The 16,509-nt window shown below is 67.0% G+C and carries 15 protein-coding genes and 2 tRNA genes; 6 read left to right on the top strand and 11 right to left on the bottom strand.

The window, feature by feature from the left end; translation table 11 throughout:
- Positions 1-126: 126 nt before the first annotated feature.
- From PV764_RS04875 to PV764_RS04845, 7 genes are all read right to left on the bottom strand, one after another.
- Positions 127-1,920: an acyl-CoA dehydrogenase C-terminal domain-containing protein gene (locus tag PV764_RS04875; protein ID WP_284128941.1), complete on the bottom strand. Its 1,794-nt coding sequence runs from the start codon at positions 1,918-1,920 to the stop codon at positions 127-129.
- Positions 1,921-1,967: 47 nt separating this feature from the next.
- Positions 1,968-2,453 (bottom strand): LEA type 2 family protein, encoded by a 486-nt coding sequence (locus PV764_RS04870; protein WP_046273225.1) that lies wholly within the window; start codon positions 2,451-2,453, stop codon positions 1,968-1,970.
- 174 nt (positions 2,454-2,627) lie between these two features.
- Positions 2,628-3,167 carry a lipocalin family protein gene (locus tag PV764_RS04865; RefSeq protein ID WP_046273224.1) on the bottom strand — a complete coding sequence of 180 codons (540 nt, stop codon included), beginning with the start codon at positions 3,165-3,167 and terminating at the stop codon, positions 2,628-2,630.
- 123 nt (positions 3,168-3,290) lie between these two features.
- Positions 3,291-4,007 carry a hypothetical protein gene (locus PV764_RS04860; protein ID WP_019182791.1) on the bottom strand — a complete coding sequence of 239 codons (717 nt, stop codon included), beginning with the start codon at positions 4,005-4,007 and terminating at the stop codon, positions 3,291-3,293.
- A 126-nt stretch (positions 4,008-4,133) separates the two neighbouring features.
- Positions 4,134-4,727, bottom strand: coding sequence for a hypothetical protein (locus PV764_RS04855; RefSeq protein ID WP_421116252.1), 594 nt, complete (start codon positions 4,725-4,727; stop codon positions 4,134-4,136).
- Positions 4,728-4,765: 38 nt separating this feature from the next.
- Positions 4,766-4,841, bottom strand: a tRNA-Phe gene (locus PV764_RS04850).
- Between the two features lie 203 nt (positions 4,842-5,044).
- Positions 5,045-6,226 carry a YbfB/YjiJ family MFS transporter gene (locus PV764_RS04845; protein WP_046273222.1) on the bottom strand — a complete coding sequence of 394 codons (1,182 nt, stop codon included), beginning with the start codon at positions 6,224-6,226 and terminating at the stop codon, positions 5,045-5,047.
- Positions 6,227-6,318: 92 nt separating this feature from the next.
- Here PV764_RS04845 and PV764_RS04840 point away from each other — a divergent pair, with 92 nt between their 5' ends.
- Complete coding sequence (locus PV764_RS04840; protein ID WP_052727519.1) at positions 6,319-7,125, top strand: AraC family transcriptional regulator; 807 nt, start codon at positions 6,319-6,321, stop codon at positions 7,123-7,125.
- On the opposite strand, the gene PV764_RS04835 is transcribed toward PV764_RS04840, so the two are convergent.
- On the bottom strand, positions 7,115-7,504 hold the full coding sequence (locus PV764_RS04835) for a hypothetical protein (RefSeq protein ID WP_046273221.1): 390 nt from the start codon (positions 7,502-7,504) through the stop codon (positions 7,115-7,117). The genes PV764_RS04840 and PV764_RS04835 overlap by 11 nt on opposite strands.
- Positions 7,505-7,727: 223 nt before the next feature.
- Here PV764_RS04835 and PV764_RS04830 point away from each other — a divergent pair, with 223 nt between their 5' ends.
- Both PV764_RS04830 and PV764_RS04825 read left to right on the top strand, forming a co-directional pair.
- A complete protein-coding gene (locus PV764_RS04830) occupies positions 7,728-8,750 on the top strand; it encodes an NADP-dependent oxidoreductase (RefSeq protein WP_284129009.1) in 1,023 nt (340 codons plus the stop codon).
- A 124-nt stretch (positions 8,751-8,874) separates the two neighbouring features.
- Complete coding sequence (locus tag PV764_RS04825; RefSeq protein ID WP_019182797.1) at positions 8,875-9,045, top strand: hypothetical protein; 171 nt, start codon at positions 8,875-8,877, stop codon at positions 9,043-9,045.
- 69 nt (positions 9,046-9,114) lie between these two features.
- Here PV764_RS04825 and PV764_RS04820 read toward each other — a convergent pair.
- Positions 9,115-9,190 (bottom strand) — tRNA-Ala (locus tag PV764_RS04820).
- Between the two features lie 103 nt (positions 9,191-9,293).
- Complete coding sequence (locus tag PV764_RS04815; protein WP_019182798.1) at positions 9,294-9,482, bottom strand: hypothetical protein; 189 nt, start codon at positions 9,480-9,482, stop codon at positions 9,294-9,296.
- A gap of 479 nt (positions 9,483-9,961) precedes the next feature.
- Here PV764_RS04815 and PV764_RS04810 point away from each other — a divergent pair, with 479 nt between their 5' ends.
- Complete coding sequence (locus PV764_RS04810; RefSeq protein ID WP_421116373.1) at positions 9,962-12,193, top strand: TonB-dependent receptor; 2,232 nt, start codon at positions 9,962-9,964, stop codon at positions 12,191-12,193.
- A gap of 86 nt (positions 12,194-12,279) precedes the next feature.
- Here PV764_RS04810 and rnd read toward each other — a convergent pair whose 3' ends face one another.
- Complete coding sequence (gene rnd / locus PV764_RS04805) at positions 12,280-13,359, bottom strand: ribonuclease D (RefSeq protein ID WP_421116251.1); 1,080 nt, start codon at positions 13,357-13,359, stop codon at positions 12,280-12,282.
- A gap of 228 nt (positions 13,360-13,587) precedes the next feature.
- On the opposite strand from rnd, the gene PV764_RS04800 reads away from it, so the two are divergent.
- Both PV764_RS04800 and PV764_RS04795 read left to right on the top strand, forming a co-directional pair.
- The gene (locus tag PV764_RS04800; RefSeq protein WP_421116250.1) at positions 13,588-15,483 is read left to right on the top strand and encodes a formylglycine-generating enzyme family protein; all 1,896 of its coding nucleotides are present in this window, start codon (positions 13,588-13,590) and stop codon (positions 15,481-15,483) included.
- Between the two features lie 103 nt (positions 15,484-15,586).
- The gene (locus PV764_RS04795; RefSeq protein WP_070470864.1) at positions 15,587-16,489 is read left to right on the top strand and encodes a M48 family metallopeptidase; all 903 of its coding nucleotides are present in this window, start codon (positions 15,587-15,589) and stop codon (positions 16,487-16,489) included.
- Positions 16,490-16,509: the final 20 nt, after the last annotated feature.

Genomic DNA, 16,509 nt, shown 5'->3' with positions numbered 1-16,509 from the left:
GGCTTTTCTCCAGAACGTGTATCGGGGTGCCGACCAACGGTCGGCACCTAGCGACGATCAGGTATCGGTGCTCCGACTGGCGGTCGGCACCTGCCGACGATCAGGCGTCGGTGGTCCGGCGACCGATCAACCTTCGCCGAAATGCGCGTCGGTCATCGCCATCAGCGGTTCGGCGCCGGCCTGGATCGCGGCGGCGTGGCTGAGCGTGCGGGGCAGCACGCGGGCGAAGTAGAAGCGGGCGGTCTCGCGCTTGGCCTGCTTGAACGCAGCGCTCTGCGCGGAGGCATCGGCGGCAGCGACGCTGCGTGCCCACCAGTAGGCCAGCACCACATAGCCCGAATAGAACAGGTAATCGAAGCTGGCCGCGCCCAGTTCGTCCGGGTTGGTGGCCGCGCGCTGCAGGGTCGCCAGGGTCAGCTTGCCCCATTCGTCCGCCTTGGCGCGCAGCGGGGCGATGAACTCGGCCAGCGCCGGGTTGCCTTCATTGGCCTTGGCGAAGGCCTCGATCTCGGCCAGCATCAGTTTCAGGCCGGCGCCCTGGCTGGAGGCGGTCTTGCGACCGATCAGGTCCAGCGCTTGGATGCCGGTGGTGCCTTCATACAGCGTGGTGATGCGGGCATCGCGTGCCAGCTGCTCCATGCCGTGCTCGCGGATGTAGCCGTGGCCACCGAAGCACTGCAGCGCGTTGTAGGTGTTCTCGATGCCCCATTCGGTCTGGCAGGCCTTGGAGATCGGGGTGAGGAAGCTCACCAGGGTGTCGGCGCGTTCGCGTTCGCCGGCATCCTGCGCATGGTGGGCGACGTCGATCAGGGTGGCCGCGTGCAGGGCCAACAGGCGGCTGCCTTCCACCAGCGATTTCATGGTCAGCAGCATGCGCCGCACATCCGGGTGGACCAGGATCGGGTCGGCCGGCTTTTCCGGGTTTTTCGGGCCGCTCAGCGAACGCGACTGCAGGCGCTCGCGGGCGTACTTCAGGGCGTTCTGGTAGGCGCGTTCGGACAGGCCGATGCCCTGCAGGCCGACGCCCAGGCGTGCGGTGTTCATCATGGTGAACATCGCCTGCAGGCCCTTGTGCGGTTGGCCCACCAGATACCCTTCGGCGCCGTCGAAATTCATCACGCAGGTGACCGAACCCTTGATGCCCATCTTGTGCTCGATCGAGCCGCAGCGCAGCGCATTGCGCTCGCCCATCTTGCCCTCGCGGTCCACCTTGAACTTCGGGGTGACGAACAGCGAGATGCCCTTGGCGCCGGCCGGTGCATCCGGCAGCTTGGCCAGCACCAGGTGGACGATGTTGTCGGTCAGGTCGTGCTCGCCGGCGGTGATGAAGATCTTGGTGCCGGTGATGGCGTAGCTGCCGTCCGCGTTGGGTTCGGCCTTGGTCTTGAGCAGGCCCAGGTCGGTGCCGCAATGCGGTTCGGTCAGGCACATGGTGCCGGTCCAGCGGCCTTCGATCAGCGGCTTGAGGAAGGCCTCCTGCTGCCACGCTTCACCGTGCTGCTTGAGCGCCTCGATGGCGCCGTGGGAGAGCAGCGGGAAGTTGCCCCACGCCAGGTTGGCGGCATTGATCATTTCGTTGAGCGGCACGCCCAGCGTGTGCGGCAGACCCTGGCCACCCAGCTCCGGCGCAGCGGTCAGGCCGGTCCAGCCGCCCTCGACAAACTGCGTGTACGCCTGCTTGAAGCCAGGCGGGGTGGTGACCTCGCCGGTGCTCTGGTCCAGTACACAGCCGATCTCATCGCCCACGCTGTTCAACGGCGCCAGCACGCTGGCACTGAAACGGCCGGCTTCTTCCAGTACGGCATCCACCACATCGGCGGTGGCATCGGCCAGGCCGAGGCGCGCGAACAGCGGCTCGACCTTGAGCACGTCATGCAGGGCGAAACGGATATCGGAAAGCGGGGCGGTGTAGCTGCTCATCGGGGACGGTCTCGATCAGTGGCGAAGGGTGGCGGACAGCCCGCCGGTCAGCGCAGGACGCCGGGCAGGCCAGGGGCCTGGTTGAGCGTGCTGCGGCTGTCAATCTCGAAGGTGCGTTGCTTCTTTTCCTGCGGGGTCGCGCTCACCGAACCCTTCAGCGAATAGGCCAGGGTACGGTTGCCGGCCAGCGCGTCGGCCATCACCAGGCGCGCGCCCGAGCTCGGCTTGAGGTCGACGTTGACCACATCGGCCGACACGCCACCAATCGACAGCGCCGGCTGCAGCTGCAGCGCACCGGCGTCCTGATCGCTCACCTTGAGCTGCAGGGACACGTTGTCGAAGGTCATGGGCATGGAGCTGAAGTTCTGCAGGCGCAGCGCGACGGTCCAGCTGCCATCGGCACGCACCGTCAGTTCCTGCACGCTGGCGGCCGGCTCGGAGACGCGTTTGACCGTCTTGTTGCAGGCGGCAAGGGTCAGGCAGGCGACGGCGATCAGGCCGATGGGCAGGGCGGAACGGAAGCGGTGGGACATGGCGCAATCCTCGGGCGGATACTGCATGGGTATGAGCATACTACGGCGTATGGTGTCCGTGCTGCTCCGGGGCAGCAGGGGGCAAGGGTAGGGCACCGGGGTGACCGGGCCACGTGCTTTTAGTCTGGGGGAACACGGCCGAGCGGCGGCGCGGCGCGTGGCCGGCGTGCCAGGTCAGTCCAGCGGCGCCATCACCCGCAACGGGGCCAGGTCATAGCCCATCGCCTCGGCACGCGCCTTGAGCTGCTCGAACAGGGCGGTGTCCATGCTCGGCGAACGCGAGAGGATCCACAGGTATCTGCGGTCCGGCTCGCCGACCACCGCCCACTGGTAGCCCGGATCCAGGGCGATCACCCAGTAGTCGGCCCAGACCAGCGGGACCCAGGAGAGCCAGTCCGGCACGAAGCGCACCTGCAGCCTGCCAGGGTGGCCCTCGACGGGCCGTGCCACGCCATCCGCGGCGACGCGATCGCCATCGGCCTGGCGGCATGCGTTGTGCACGCTGATCCGGCCATCGGCGCGCAGGCTGTAGGTGGCGGTGATGTCGCCGACGCACTTCTTCTGGAACGATACCGGCAGGTGCGCGATCTCATGCCACTGGCCGGCGTAGCGGTCCATGTCCAGCGCCTCCACCGAGGTCACCGGCGCGGCCGCCCAGGCCGACCCGGTAGCGGCGAGGGCGAGCAGGGCACTGATCAGATAGCGGCTGCGCATTGTCGACACTCCACACAAGACGCAGCGAGCTTAGGCACAGGCAGGACGGAAATTGTGAATATTCCGTCATGCAGTGGCCGCCCCACGTCGCTGGCGTGCGCGTGGCAGCGTGCGGCACCCGCGCTACCGACTGTCAGCGGAGAGTTCCCGCGTGGCGTTGCCGTTCTCGTCCAGGAAGCGCACCTTGGCGTCTCCCGAGGGCGTGACCACCAGTTCGAGCCGCGGCTTTCCTTGACCATCGCGCAGGGTCAGCATGGCATCGCGCGCATCAGATTTGCCAAGGAACACGCGCTCGGTGATCGCAGGTACGCCATTCCGATGAAGTGCTTCGTCCCGCTTGGAGAAGAACGGACGGTCCAGGCCGTCGGCAACGTCATTGAAGGTCAGCCCTGCCGAGTGTGTCCCTGCTTCGTCCACGCCCAGCAACTGCATCTGCTGGTCCTGCTGATAGCGATCAAAGGTCAGGCTCATGCCGCTGGAGGGCTTGCCGTTCTTGTCGAGCGAGCCGTTGTAGATCAGCCCGCCGTTTTCCGTGCCTTCATCGTTGAAGAACAGCATGCCTGCCATCGGGCGCGGATGCGGTTGCTCTTTGTTGTGGATGAGCACCCCGGGAAAGAGCGTGCGATTGGAGATCGCCAGTCGCAACGTCCCATCAGGTTCCTTGATGTTGATGCGCTGGGCATCGATGACGTCGAAGCTGGCGCTGCGCTGCGACGTCGCCCCCATCATCAACGCCGCCACGGCCAGGACGCCGAACCCCGCGTAGCCCAGCGTGAGTCTTCGTTGACTGCGTTTCAGCTGCGCGATCTGCGCCTGCAGCACGTCGATGCCGTTCGACATTCACTTCTCCCTGTGTGCGCGGCCATGAGGTGCGAACAAGCGTGGCCGCAGACGCCCTGTCCGCCAGGTGAGCATGCCAGCGCGTGGCGAAGAACGGCAAGGCATGCCATTGCGTCACGCAGGACATCATCCCTGGTCGCTTTGCCCGCTCTGCAATGCGCGATGGATCTCCGCATCGATCATCGCTTCGTCGTCGCGTGCGGCCCAGCGGCTGATCCTGACGATCACCAGCACCGCGGCGGCGATGAGGTAGGCGGCAGGCACGACCACCAGACTGGCGAACAGTGCGGGGGCGAGTTCGTGTGTGAGCTGCCAGTGCTTCACCACCGCCACCAGCGGAAAGATGAGCAGGCTGACGAACATGCCGATCACCAAGGTGCGGATGAAGGGGTGCATCTGGAACGCACCTTCCAGCCGCGCGCCGCGCTCGGTGGGAATGCACTGGCCGATGAAATACGGCTTGAACGAATTGGAGACGAAGGGGCGTTTCCAGCACAGGCGGATCCGTTGAGCGGAGACCTTCCCGCGCATCCCCGCGGCAGAAAGGCGAGGGCCGTGCTGGATCGACTGCCTGAGCTGCAGCACGGTCGCCTCGAGCGGGTGCGTGCTGTGGAAGACAGCATGGCGTTTGCCGAACAGCGCGGCGAACAGAGCACGAACCATGTGCAGACCCCCCTTCCTTGAACGATGCGCGATGTAGCCTGGGCGAACGCCAGACAAAAAAAATGACCTGCATTTCTGCAGGTCATCTGAAATTGTGGTGGCCGGGGACGGAATCGAACCGCCGACACGGGGATTTTCAATCCCCTGCTCTACCAACTGAGCTACCCGGCCACTTCATCGCTGCGTTGCCGCTGGCGAGGACGCGAATAATACGGAGGTATGAGGGGTTCGGCAAGCGTTTCGCGAAAAAAATTTCACATTTGTTTCCAAACCCTTGTCCGCCCACATCCAAGTGCTTGATCCACCGGGCTCGAGCACATCACCGAAGCGCATGAACGTCGGTTCAGGCGGATGCGTTGCGCCGGTGCAGTTGATCAGCCCGGGGTGGATCGTGCGTCGTTGGGCATGCACCACAACAGCACGATGCCGATCACCATCATGATCGCCGCCAGCACCAATGCGCCCTGGTAGCTGCCGCTGTCGCGCGCCAGCGTGCCGGCGATCGCGGGGGCGATGATCTGGGCGACGCCGTAACTCAGCGTCAACGTCGCCATCGCCTTGGCAGGATTGTGCGGGTAGTGGCGACCGACCACGGTCAGGGTCAGGCTGACGATGCCGGCGAAGGTCAGGCCGAACAGCACCGCGCTGGCCGCGCCGGCCCACAGCCCGCCATCCAGCAAGGGCAATACGAAGGACGTGGCCTGCAACGCATACGCGAGCATCAATGCACGGATCAGGCCGAGCCGGTTAGACAGCCGGTCCCAGGCAAACGTCGAGGGGATGGCGGTGAGGCCGACCAGCATCCACACCCAACTGCCGTGGCTGGCGAAGGCAGGGGTCTGCACCAGGATGGCGACGATGAAGGTCGCGCTGACCACGAAGCCGACCCCCGCGCAGAAGTACGAGGCGATCAGCAGCCAGCGCCAGCGCCGCCCGGGTGGCGGGGGAGCGTTGGCACCCGTCGTGCTGGAGATCGCTGCCGGCGGCGGCATCCATGCCCAGGCCGGGATCAGGAACACCACCGCGAGGGTGCCCAGGGCGATCCACTGCCGGGAGGACGCCAGTTGATCGGCCATCGCCGCAGCTGCCAGGCCCGAGACCGCGATCCCCACCCCGAGGCCGGCGAAGTGCAGGCCGAGCTGTGGGCGGCGCTGATGGGCGAGCAGCCAGTTGAGCACCAGCCCGGAGGCGAGCAGCAGGCCGGCGGTGCTGGACAGGCCGGCCACGAAGCGCAGCACGCCCCAGAAGGCCATGTCCGTGGTGGTGCCCATCAGGCCGGTGGATACCACTGCCAGGACCAGTCCGATGCGGTAGAAGCGGAATTTCAGTTGCATGTCGCCGACCCGGGCGACCAGCACGGTGCCGGCCAGGTAGCCCAGATAGTTGAACGTTGCCAGCCAGCCGCCGGCGGCGGCCGTGAGCCCGGCGTCGAGCCGCATCACCGGCAGCAGCGGGGTGTAGGCAAAGCGCGCCAGGCCAACCGTGAGTACCAGCGCGCAGATGCCGGCCGTGATGACCTGCCAGGCGCGGCGGGGAGGTGGGACCGTGAGGGACATGGATGTGGAGGGCAGCGGGGAGGGCCCATCGTCGTGGACGGAGGTGATCGCGTCTTTCGATAGAATGACCCATCCTGTCGATGAGACGTCACATGGCCATGGTTGAATCCACTGCCCCGGGTTGGCGCGAAGTTCCGGTGCCGCCGCTGCGGCGTCTGCCCTGGCCGGTGGTGGCGCGCAGCCAGCGACTGGAGGCCGGCGAGCGCTTCCCGCCGCACGTGCACGGCTGGAACCAGCTGGTCCATGCCAGCACGGGTGTGCTGCAGGCCAGCGCCGGGCAGGCACGTCACGTGATCACCCCGCAGCAGGCGCTGTGGGTGCCGACCGGCACGCTCCATCACACGGGCGCGTTGAACACCTCGGCGTTCCGCAATCTTTACGTGGCCGATGGGCCGGAACTGGGTATGCCCACGCATTGCGTGGTACTCGATGTGTCACCGCTGCTGCGCGAACTGATCATTGAACTCGATCGCACCGTGCCCGATCACGACCGCACCTACTACGCCACGTTGTGCACCCTGATCACTGCGCAGTTGCCGCGCCAGCGGCAGCACACCCGGCACCTGCCGTGGCCGCAGGATGCGCGCCTGCAGCGCTGGTGCCAGGCGCTGTACGAGCAACCCGCCGATACCCGCAGCGTGGAGGACTGGGCGCCCTTGCTGGGTGCATCGCCGCGTACCCTGGCGCGCCACTTTGAACGCGAGACCGGCATGCGCCTGCGTGAGTGGCGGTTGCGGCTGCGCCTGCTGCGCGCCATCGAGTGGCTGGCGCAGGGGCGTTCGCCCACGGTAATCGCGCACGAGCTGGGCTATGCCTCGGCGTCGGCGTTCAACTACATGTTCCGGATCGAGATGGGCATGAGCCCGCTGCAATGGAGGCGCGCACGCCCTACGGCGTGACCGGGCAGGCCAGGCTGACCAGGCGGTCATCCTCGAAGCGTGCGCGGATCATGCCGTTGTCGGCTTTGCCTGCGGGCCACTCCGCTTCGGCCCCTGCACCGGGCAGGGGATTGCCCAGGTGGAAGTACACGCGGCCACGGCTGTCGCCGACCTGCACCTTGTTGCATGCCACGATGGGTGAAGCCATCTCGCCGCAGTCGCCCTGCAGCAGGCACAGGCGCGTGTGGCACTTGCCTGCACCGGACGACCAATGGCCCTGCGCGGCCAGGCAGCCGGGCTCGGTCGCCAGGATTGCCCAGCATGCCAGGCCGAACACGGTGGTGGCGGACATCAACCCGGGCAGCAGGTAGCGGCGTCGGCGGGAAGCGGGAACGTTCATGACGCGATCATGCGCCCTGGCCGGCGGCGCGGGCAACGCATGCGCGGTGCAGCGTACGGATGGAATGCTGTGACGCCATCGGGACGATCGGTCCCTGTCGCACAAGGTGATTGCACAGCCGCGTCGTCCTGCACCGATGGAACGCTGTTTTACCCCCCGCCCGCACGTGCCCGGACGGCGTACTGTCGGGATTCCTTTTCCGTCTCCCCGGAGCGATCCGCTGATGAACGCGCTCACCAACACCCGCATCGTGCTCGCTTCTCGCCCGAACGGTGCTCCCGTCTCATCCAACTTCCGTATCGAGCACGTGCCGGTGCCCGCGCCTGGCCCGGGCGAGGTGCTGCTGCGCAATCGCTATCTGTCGCTGGATCCCTACATGCGTGGTCGCATGGAGGAGGGGCCGTCCTACGCCGCACCGGTTGCGCTGGATGCGGTGATGGAAGGGCGCACCGTTGCTGAAGTGCTCGCCTCCAACCATCCCGGTTTCGCCATCGGCGAGCATGTGCTGGCACCGGGCAACTGGCAGACGCACGCGGTCATCCATGGCGATCAGCTCAGCCGCAAGCTCGAGGACAACGACCTGCCGATCAGCACTGCACTGGGCGTGTACGGCATGCCCGGATTCACGGCGTACGTGGGCCTGCAGGAAATCGGCAAGCCGCAGCCGGGCGAAACCCTCGTGGTGGCGGCTGCCAGTGGCCCGGTGGGCGCAACGGTGGGGCAGATCGCCAAGCTGCAGGGGGCGCGCACGGTCGGCATTGCCGGTGGCGAGCAGAAGCGCGCGTACCTGGAAACACTGGGCTTCGATGTGGCGCTGGATCACCGCGCCGACGATTTCGCCGCGCAGTTGCGCGCGGCGGTGCCCGACGGCATCGATGTCTACTTCGAGAACGTCGGCGGGCATGTGTTCGATGCGGTCGCGCCGCTGCTCAACGATTTCGCGCGCATTCCCGTGTGCGGCACCATCGCCACCTACAACGCGCGCGGCGCGGTGCTGCCCGGGCCGGACCGGCTGCCGGGTTTCATGAGCCAGGTGCTGCGCCAGCGCCTGACCGTGCGCGGCTTCATCCAGTCCGACCTGCACGCCTTCTTCCCGGCGTTCCTGCGCGAGATGGGGCAGTGGCTGAAGGACGGCCGCGTGCAGTATCGCGAAGACATCGTGGAGGGCCTGGAGAACGCGCCCGAGGCATTCTTCGGGCTGCTCAAGGGGCGCAACTTCGGCAAGCTGGTGGTCAAGCTGGCTTGACCGGCGTATCGCGCGTGAGCGCGACGTGTGCAGGAGCGCGACGATCATGATTCGTGCATCACGATCGGCTGGTTAGTCTGCCGTTGAAGACGCCGTCCCGGTGCCCGCATCAGTGAGTAGAACCATGGCAGACACCAAGCCCAGCGAACAAGGCAAGCAGGAAGGCATCGAAGAGAGCCAGCAGGACCGCAAGCAGGATGAAACCGCCAAGCAGCGGCCGGCGCAGACCGATCAGGCGATCCACGATGCAGGCACGCGCCGGCCGGAGCGCAAGGACAATCCCGAGGGCGCGTAAGCAACCCGCGCAACCTGCAGAAACAACAACGCCCCGGAAACCTGGTTTCCGGGGCGTTGTCTTGAATAGTGGTGGAGCCAAGGAGGATCGAACTCCTGACCTCGTCGATGCGAACGACGCGCTCTCCCAGCTGAGCTATGGCCCCACGGGTGGTGCAACTGCGTGGCGTACCCGACCTCGGCCGTACCTCGCGATGGGCCTAGTCTAGCGCCGACCGGCGTTGCCTGCCAAGGGGTGCCTGGTCTGGGTCACGGGCCGGCGCCGGGTGTCCTGCCAGGTGCCCGTTCGACCTGCCGCAGCAGGGCTTTGTCCAGCTTGGCCGCCACGCCGACGCTGCGCCCGGCCAGGTTGGCCACCACGAAGCTGACCGGACTACCCAGCACCTGCGCTGTCTCGGACAGGCTCAACCCGTCGTCCTGCTCCAGCCACTGCGCCATCCCGGCGGTGGCCGCGCGCAGGGCATCCTCCAGCGAGTGGCCTGCTCATGGATGACCGGTTCAGTGTTCGCCGCCGCCAGGGCGACAAGTGCCGGGCGACATGTGACCGATGGCCGGGTAGGCGTCAAACCCGAACGCTGCCCTTCCGGCGCGCGCGTGGGCCGGGCATAATCCGCGCCAGAAAACGCGGCCGCATAGCCAGTGGACCAGGGGGGCCGGACAGCCGTCGCCCAGAACGCCCTGACACCAATCTGCAACATCCAGCCAATACCGTGCCGCATCGCTGTCTCCACAGCGGTGTCGATTTCCTATGGTGCCCGGCCATCTCGCCGGCTGCCCCGATCTGTACTACCAGAGACCTCTGCATGCCCGCTCTACGCCACGCCCCTGTGTCGACGCGTCTTCTTTCCCGTTCCCTGCCGACCGCCCTGCTGCCGCGCCGCCACGCCCTGGCGCTGGCCTGCGCTTCGGCTGCGCTGATGTTGTCCGCTGCCGCCTCGGCGCAGGACGCGCAGTCGGCCAGCGCGACCTCGCTGGACACCATCACCGTTACCGCCGACCACCGCGAGCGCAACCTGCAGGAAGTGCCGGTCTCGGTCGGTGTAGTGCAGGGCGAGAAGATCCGCGACTACACCGCCGGCGGCGACGACACCCTGCTGGCACTGTCGGGCAAGGTGCCCAGCTTCTACGCTGAAACCACCACCGGCCGCATCTTCCCGCGCTTCTACATCCGCGGCCTGGGCAACATCGACTTCTACCTGGGTGCTTCGCAGCCGGTCTCGATCATCCAGGACGACGTGGTGCTCGAGCACGTGGTGCTGAAGTCCAACCCGGTCTATGACGTGGACCAGATCGAAGTGCTGCGCGGCCCGCAGGGCACGCTGTTCGGCCGCAACACCACCGCCGGCATCGTCAAGTTCGACACCATCAAGCCGAGCCAGGACTACAGCGGCCGCGTGCAGGCCAGCTACGGTACCTACGGCAGCGTGGCGATCGACGGCGGCTTCGGTGGCCCGATCAACGATATCGCCTCGTTCCGCGTGTCGGCGCTGTACCAGCACCGCGATGACTACGTCGACAACACCTACCGCGGCCCCAGCGCCGATGGCACGGTCTCGCCGAAGAAGAACGCCATGGGCGGCTTCGATGACCGCAACGTGCGCGCGCAGCTGCTGCTGCAGCCGAGCGAGAACTTCTCGCTGCTGGCCTCGGCCCACGCACGCGACTACGACGGCACCTCGACCCTGTTCCTGCGCAGCGCGCTGACCAAGGGCTCCAACAAGACCGACGTGCCGCGCGACCAGGTCGCCTACGACGAAGCCGACAACAACCCGCAGGCCTACAAGACCTACGGCGGCTCGGTGAAGGCCATCTACGATTTCGGCAACGTCTCGCTGACCTCGATCACCGCCTACGAAACCACCTCCGGCTACAGCCGCGGTGACACCGACGGCGGCGCGGCCGTGAACTACCCGGTCAACGGCGTGCCGAACGGTTACGGCCAGTCGATGGGCCAGATCCGCGATCTGGACCAGTGGACCCAGGAGTTCCGCCTGGCCAACGCCGACGACAACCGCCTGAAGTGGCAGGTCGGCGCGTTCTACTTCGACGGTCGCGACACCACCGATTTCTACCAGCGCGCCTGGTTCCTGCAGGGCAACGCGCGCAACCCGAACAACTGGGTGCGCCTGCGCAACGTCAACACCTCCTGGGCCGGCTTCGGCCAGGTCAGCTATGACGTGACCGACAAGTTCACCCTGACCGCCGGCCTGCGCCAGACCAAGGACGAGAAGAAGACCCGCCTGCTCAAGACCGCCGATACCGCCGCCGGTGCCGTGACCTACAAGGGCCGCACCTACGTGGAGATGTCCGACACCACGCCGAGCTGGGATTTGAGCGCGATGTATGCGTTCAACCCGCAGCTGAGCGTGTACGCGCGCGTGGCCCGCGGCTTCCGCGGCCCGACCATCCAGGGCCGTTCGGCCGTGTTCAATGCCGACTTCACCACGGCGAACTCGGAAACCATCCTGTCCTGGGAAGCGGGCATCAAGAGCAGCCTGTGGGACAACCGCCTGCGCGTGAACGCGGCTGCGTTCACCTATGTGGTCAACGACATCCAGCTCAACGGCAACGATTCGGACGGCAACGGCGTGCTGTTCAATGCCGACAAGGCCAAGGCGTATGGTCTGGAAGCGGACATGGAACTGCGTCCGATCCCGAACCTGGCCCTGAGCGCCGGCGTCAGCCTGCTGCACAGCGAAATCCAGGACGACCGCGTGTACGCCCAGGTCTGCGCCCTGAACGGCGCCGTGGTGTGCACCGTGAACGACCCGACCATCAAGGTCGGTGCCAACACCTTCGCGCAGATCAACGGCAACCCGCTGCCGAACGCACCGAAGTACAACATCAACCTGGCTGCGCGTTACGACATGCCGGTCAATGACGCCGATGTGTTCTTCGTCTCCACCGACTGGAACAAGCAGGGTTACACCAGCTTCGTGCTGTACGACTCGGCCGAGTTCAACTCCAAGGGCAGCTTCGAAGGCGGCCTGAAGCTGGGCTACTCCGCCAACTACGGTGCCTGGGAAGTGGCGCTGTTCGCGCGCAACATCACCAATGAGAAGAACCTCAAGGGTGTGATCGAGAACTACATGGCGGCGGTGTACAACGAACCGCGCACCGTGGGTGTGTCGCTCAACATGAACTGGTAAGACCCACGTCGCCGGTGCTGCGCTGCTGCGGCACCGGTGCGTCGGATCCAAGAGACAACGCCCCGCAGATGCGGGGCGTTGTCGTTTCAGGCAGGTGGCAGCAGAGGGGCCAGGATCGGCTCGAGCTGCGCCTGGCGCCAGCCGGCCAGCGCCGTGGGCCACTGGCGGCGTTCGATGTAGCTTTCCAGGTGCTTGCGCGAGGCCAGTACGCCGTCGGGCAGGCCGAGTTCGGCACTGCGCGCGCTGACCGCATCCTGCAGCCGCTTGAGGGCCTGCTTGTTGGCATCGTTGGCCGGCAGCGCCAGCGGGGCGTCGGCTTCATCGGCAAGCGGGGTGATCAGCGCCTGCCAGACCTGCGCGGCGAGTTTGCGCGGGGCCTTGGGGAAGCCTTCCATCAGTTTGGACAGCGCATCCACATCGGCCGGCGGCGTGCGTGCCAGCACGGCGGCCAGTTCGTTGTCGAGCACCCAGCTGCGCGGCTTGTCGCTGGCACGGGCCTGCACGTCGCGCCAGCGCAGCAAGCGCAGCAGGCGCAGCTGTGCCGGGGTATCCATGAACTGCGCCGAGCGCATCGCCACATGCGGCCAGCGCTCTTCATCGTGTTCCACACTGGCGAGCAGGCGCTCGGCATCGTCCTGCAGCCACTGGCGGCGGCCGAGTTCTTCCAGGCGTGCGTCGATGGTGTCGTGGATCTGGAACAGGTACTCCACGTCGTCGGCGGCGTACTCCAGCTGTGCCTCCGAGAGCGGGCGGCGCATCCAGTCCGAACGGGTCTCGCCCTTGGCCAGGGTGACGCCGGTGACCGCAGTGACCAGCTTCTGGTACCCCATGCCGCCGCCGATGCCGGCCAGCGCAGCGCCGATCTGGGTGTCGAAGAGCGGGCGTGGCAGCACGCCGCAGGCGACCTTGAAGGTGACCAGGTCTTCGCTGGCGCTGTGCATGATCTTGAGGATCGAGGTATCCGTCAGCCACGGGGCAAGGGCCTCGTTCATGCCGGGGATCAGCGGGTCGATCAGCAGGATTTCATCGCCGACCGCCATCTGTACCAGGGCCAGTTGCGGCCAGTAGGTGCGCTCGCGGATGAACTCCGTGTCCAGGCCGATGCGGGTGGGGCGCTGGCGGAAGCGCTCGTCCAGTTCCGCCGGGGTTTTGATCCAGTAAGCCACGTGGGATTCCATGTACTGCAAAGGGGTGCTCAGGTCGGGGAGGATAGCCTAACCCCGTGCCACGGCCGGCATGCCTGCGCAGTGCGATGAACGCCCGGGCCGCCAGCGGTCGCCGCCCGCGACGGTGGCGATTATGATGATCGCCTGTCCGCACCTGCGGCATGCTGCCTGGAACGCGACTGCACCCGGGGCACACGGCGTACGGCAGGGTGCAGGCACTGCAAGACGATGCCATGCCCCAAGGACCCCCATTTGCGACCGTCAGGCACATTGCCGCTGCTGTTCACCGCACTGCTGGGGGGGCTGGCCGCCTGTTCGCCCGCGCCTGCGCCCGCCCCGGCAACCCCAGCGGCCACGCCCGCTGCGCCGCGGCCCACGCCCAGCGCACCGGTGGCGCAGGTCACCATCGGTGGCGAGGATGCGGCCGAGACCGTGGAGCGCTGGCAGCCACCTGCGGTCACCCTCGTGGACGGCGAAGCCGCGCAGGCACGCCGTGACGCCGCGCGCGCCTTCGAGGAAGACCGGCTGTACCGCAGCGCCGAAGATGCGATTCCGATCTGGCTGGCGCTGCTGGAGCGCGATCCCAAGGACAGGGTGGCCCAGGCCGGCCTGAAACGCGCCCGTCAGCGTCTGCTGGAGGAAGCGTCCGCCTTGTTGGACCGCCCGCTCAAGCAGCGTGAGGCGCTGGCCCAGGCCAGCGAGATGGCCCTGGTCCTGCTGACCCTGGCGCCCGACGATGCCAAGGTACGTGAGCTGCAGTCGCGGGTGGAGATCGCCCAGCGCGTGGTGGCCTACAACCGCGCCGGTGAAGAGGATCTGCGTGCCGATCGCATCGGCGAAGACGGCGATGGCGCCATCCCCAATTTCCGCGAGGCGCTGGCGCTGGATGCGGACAATCCTCGGGCCCGGCAGGGGCTGGCCGCCGCAGAGAGCGCCCTGATCCGGCGTGCGGAAACGGCCGCGCGGGCCACTGACTTTGCGACCGCGGGGACGTGGCTGGCCGAAGCGGCCAAGGTGCGTGACTCTTCGATCACCATCGCCGATGCCTTCGAGCGCATCGAGAACATCCGCTCTGACACCCTGGCGCGGCTGCGCAACGAGGGCCTGCGTGATCTGGCCACGCCGCAGGGTCTCAAGCCGGCGCGGCAGAAACTGGAAGATGCCCTGCGCATCGCATTGCCCGGCGATCCGGTCGTGGGCCAGCTGCGCGAGCGCATCGAACTGGTCACCCATTACGGCAGCTTCCGGCCGCGGCAGGTGTTCAGCGATGCCCTGCGCGATGGTGGCCGCGGGCCCCAGATGATCGTGGTGCCGCATGGCGGATTCCAGATGGGCGCCGCCGAGAACGAACTGGGCGCGACCGATGCCGAGAAACCCTCGCATTACGTGCGGTTCGAGCGCGGCTTTGCGATGTCGATCACCGAAGTGACGGTCGCCGATTTCCGCCGCTACGTGCAGGCCACCAAGGCGCGCCCACGTGCCACGCGGCGCGGCCATTCGATCGTGTACGACGAGCGCAGCGGCAACTTCGTCCGCCGCAGCGGCGTGGACTGGCAGTCCGATTACAACGGCGCCGAGGCGATCGCGAACCTGCCGGTGATGCACGTCAGCGTGCGCGATGCCGAGAATTACGCGACCTGGCTGTCCGAACAGACCGGACGCTCGTACCGGCTGCCCAGCGAGGCCGAATTCGAATACGCGCTGCGCGCGGGCAGCAGTGGCCGCTACCCGTGGGGCGATGCGGGCACGCCGCCCGCGCGTGCCGGCAATTTCACCGGCGCCGAGGATGTCTCACCCTCCGGCCGGCACTGGTACAACGCCTTCGTCGGCTACGGCGATGGATACTGGGGGCCGGCGCCGGTGGGCAGCTTCGATCCCAACCCCTGGGGCCTGCACGATATCGCCGGGAACCTGAGCGAGTGGGTGGCCGACTGCTGGCATGCCAGTTACCGGCGGGCACCTGCAGATGGCGTGGCCTGGTTCAACCCCGGCTGCCGGCAGCGCGTGATCCGTGGCGGCAACTGGGCCAACGCACCGGCACAGACCCGCGCGGCGTGGCGGCAGTCGCAGGACTCGGACACCACCAGCGCCCGGATCGGCTTCCGCCTGGTCCGCGGTATCTGACAAGCGGCGCGCCGGGCCGGATTTTCACCCGGCCACCCACCGCGCGTTCTAGGATTGGCGCAGTGTCGGGCAGGGTGCCGCGGCCATCTCAGGAAGCAAGCGCATGCGCAACGATCCATTCGGCGGTCAGCAGCAGGGCCGCGCCCGGCGGCCGGGCCTGTTCGGCAACATCCGCTGGTGGGTACTGCTGGCCTTCGCCGGCTATGCCGCGTTCTACTGGTTCTCCAACCGTGCGGTGGATCCGTACACCGGCGAAAGCGTGTTGATCGACAGCTCGCTCGATGCGAGCCAAGAGAAAGCGCTCGGCCTGCAGGCCTACCAGGAAATCCTGGCCCAGGAGCGGCCGTTGGATCCCAATGCGCCGCAGTCGCGCGAGATCCAGGCGATCGCCCAGCGCTTGATCGCCAAGGTGGACGTGGTGGAAACCGCGCTCGCCGAGGAACATGGGTTGAAGCCTGCGCACTTCGCGCGTGACTTCGAATGGGAGGTCAACGTGATCCCCTCCGACCAGGCCAATGCGTTCTGCCTGCCGGGCGGGAAGATGGCGGTCTATACCGGGTTGATTCCGGTCGCGCGTACGGTGGATGCGATGGCGGTGGTGATGGGGCATGAGATCGCGCATGCCTTGCTGCGTCATGGGGCCCAGCGCATGGCGCAGCAGAAGATGACGCAGATCGGGCAGATGGCCGGCGCCGCCAGCGGCATGGACCCGCAACAGCAGCAGATGATGATGTCGGCGATGGGCTACGGCTACCTGTTGCCCTATGCGCGCAGCCATGAAACCCAGGCCGATGAAGTGGGCCTGATGCTGGCCGCCGCAGCGTGCTTCGACCCGCAGGAAGCGATTCCGCTGTGGGAGCGGATGGGGCAGGCCAGTGGCGGGCAGTCGACCTCGGAATTCGCGTCCACGCATCCCAACCCGGGCACGCGCATCCAGAACCTGCAGGCGTTGATGCCCAAGGCAATGGAATACCGTCAGAAGTTCTGCGAAAGCGCGGGGCGTTGAAGGCGAACGACGTGGCGTGG

The sequence above is a fragment of the Stenotrophomonas sp. AS1 genome (assembly GCF_048957655.1).
In the GTDB taxonomy this organism is placed as follows: Bacteria; Pseudomonadota; Gammaproteobacteria; order Xanthomonadales; family Xanthomonadaceae; genus Stenotrophomonas; species Stenotrophomonas bentonitica_A.
Note: the sequence above shows the minus strand (reverse complement) of the source record. Positions and strands in the feature narration are given on the sequence as shown.

Bases quoted from the DNA above. Each gene is read 5' to 3' on its own strand.
- PV764_RS04835 (WP_046273221.1), bottom strand. From the start codon at position 7,504: ATGAACGTTCCCGCTTCCCGCCGACGCCGCTACCTGCTGCCCGGGTTG.
- PV764_RS04860 (WP_019182791.1), bottom strand. From the start codon at position 4,007: ATGTCGAACGGCATCGACGTGCTGCAGGCGCAGATCGCGCAGCTGAAA.
- PV764_RS04825 (WP_019182797.1), top strand. From the start codon at position 8,875: ATGGCAGACACCAAGCCCAGCGAACAAGGCAAGCAGGAAGGCATCGAA.
- PV764_RS04800 (WP_421116250.1), top strand. From the start codon at position 13,588: ATGCCATGCCCCAAGGACCCCCATTTGCGACCGTCAGGCACATTGCCG.
- PV764_RS04870 (WP_046273225.1), bottom strand. From the start codon at position 2,453: ATGTCCCACCGCTTCCGTTCCGCCCTGCCCATCGGCCTGATCGCCGTC.
- PV764_RS04845 (WP_046273222.1), bottom strand. From the start codon at position 6,226: ATGTCCCTCACGGTCCCACCTCCCCGCCGCGCCTGGCAGGTCATCACG.
- PV764_RS04865 (WP_046273224.1), bottom strand. From the start codon at position 3,167: ATGCGCAGCCGCTATCTGATCAGTGCCCTGCTCGCCCTCGCCGCTACC.
- PV764_RS04830 (WP_284129009.1), top strand. From the start codon at position 7,728: ATGAACGCGCTCACCAACACCCGCATCGTGCTCGCTTCTCGCCCGAAC.
- PV764_RS04810 (WP_421116373.1), top strand. From the start codon at position 9,962: ATGTTGTCCGCTGCCGCCTCGGCGCAGGACGCGCAGTCGGCCAGCGCG.
- PV764_RS04815 (WP_019182798.1), bottom strand. From the start codon at position 9,482: ATGGCGCAGTGGCTGGAGCAGGACGACGGGTTGAGCCTGTCCGAGACA.
- PV764_RS04875 (WP_284128941.1), bottom strand. From the start codon at position 1,920: ATGAGCAGCTACACCGCCCCGCTTTCCGATATCCGTTTCGCCCTGCAT.
- PV764_RS04840 (WP_052727519.1), top strand. From the start codon at position 6,319: ATGGCCATGGTTGAATCCACTGCCCCGGGTTGGCGCGAAGTTCCGGTG.
- PV764_RS04795 (WP_070470864.1), top strand. From the start codon at position 15,587: ATGCGCAACGATCCATTCGGCGGTCAGCAGCAGGGCCGCGCCCGGCGG.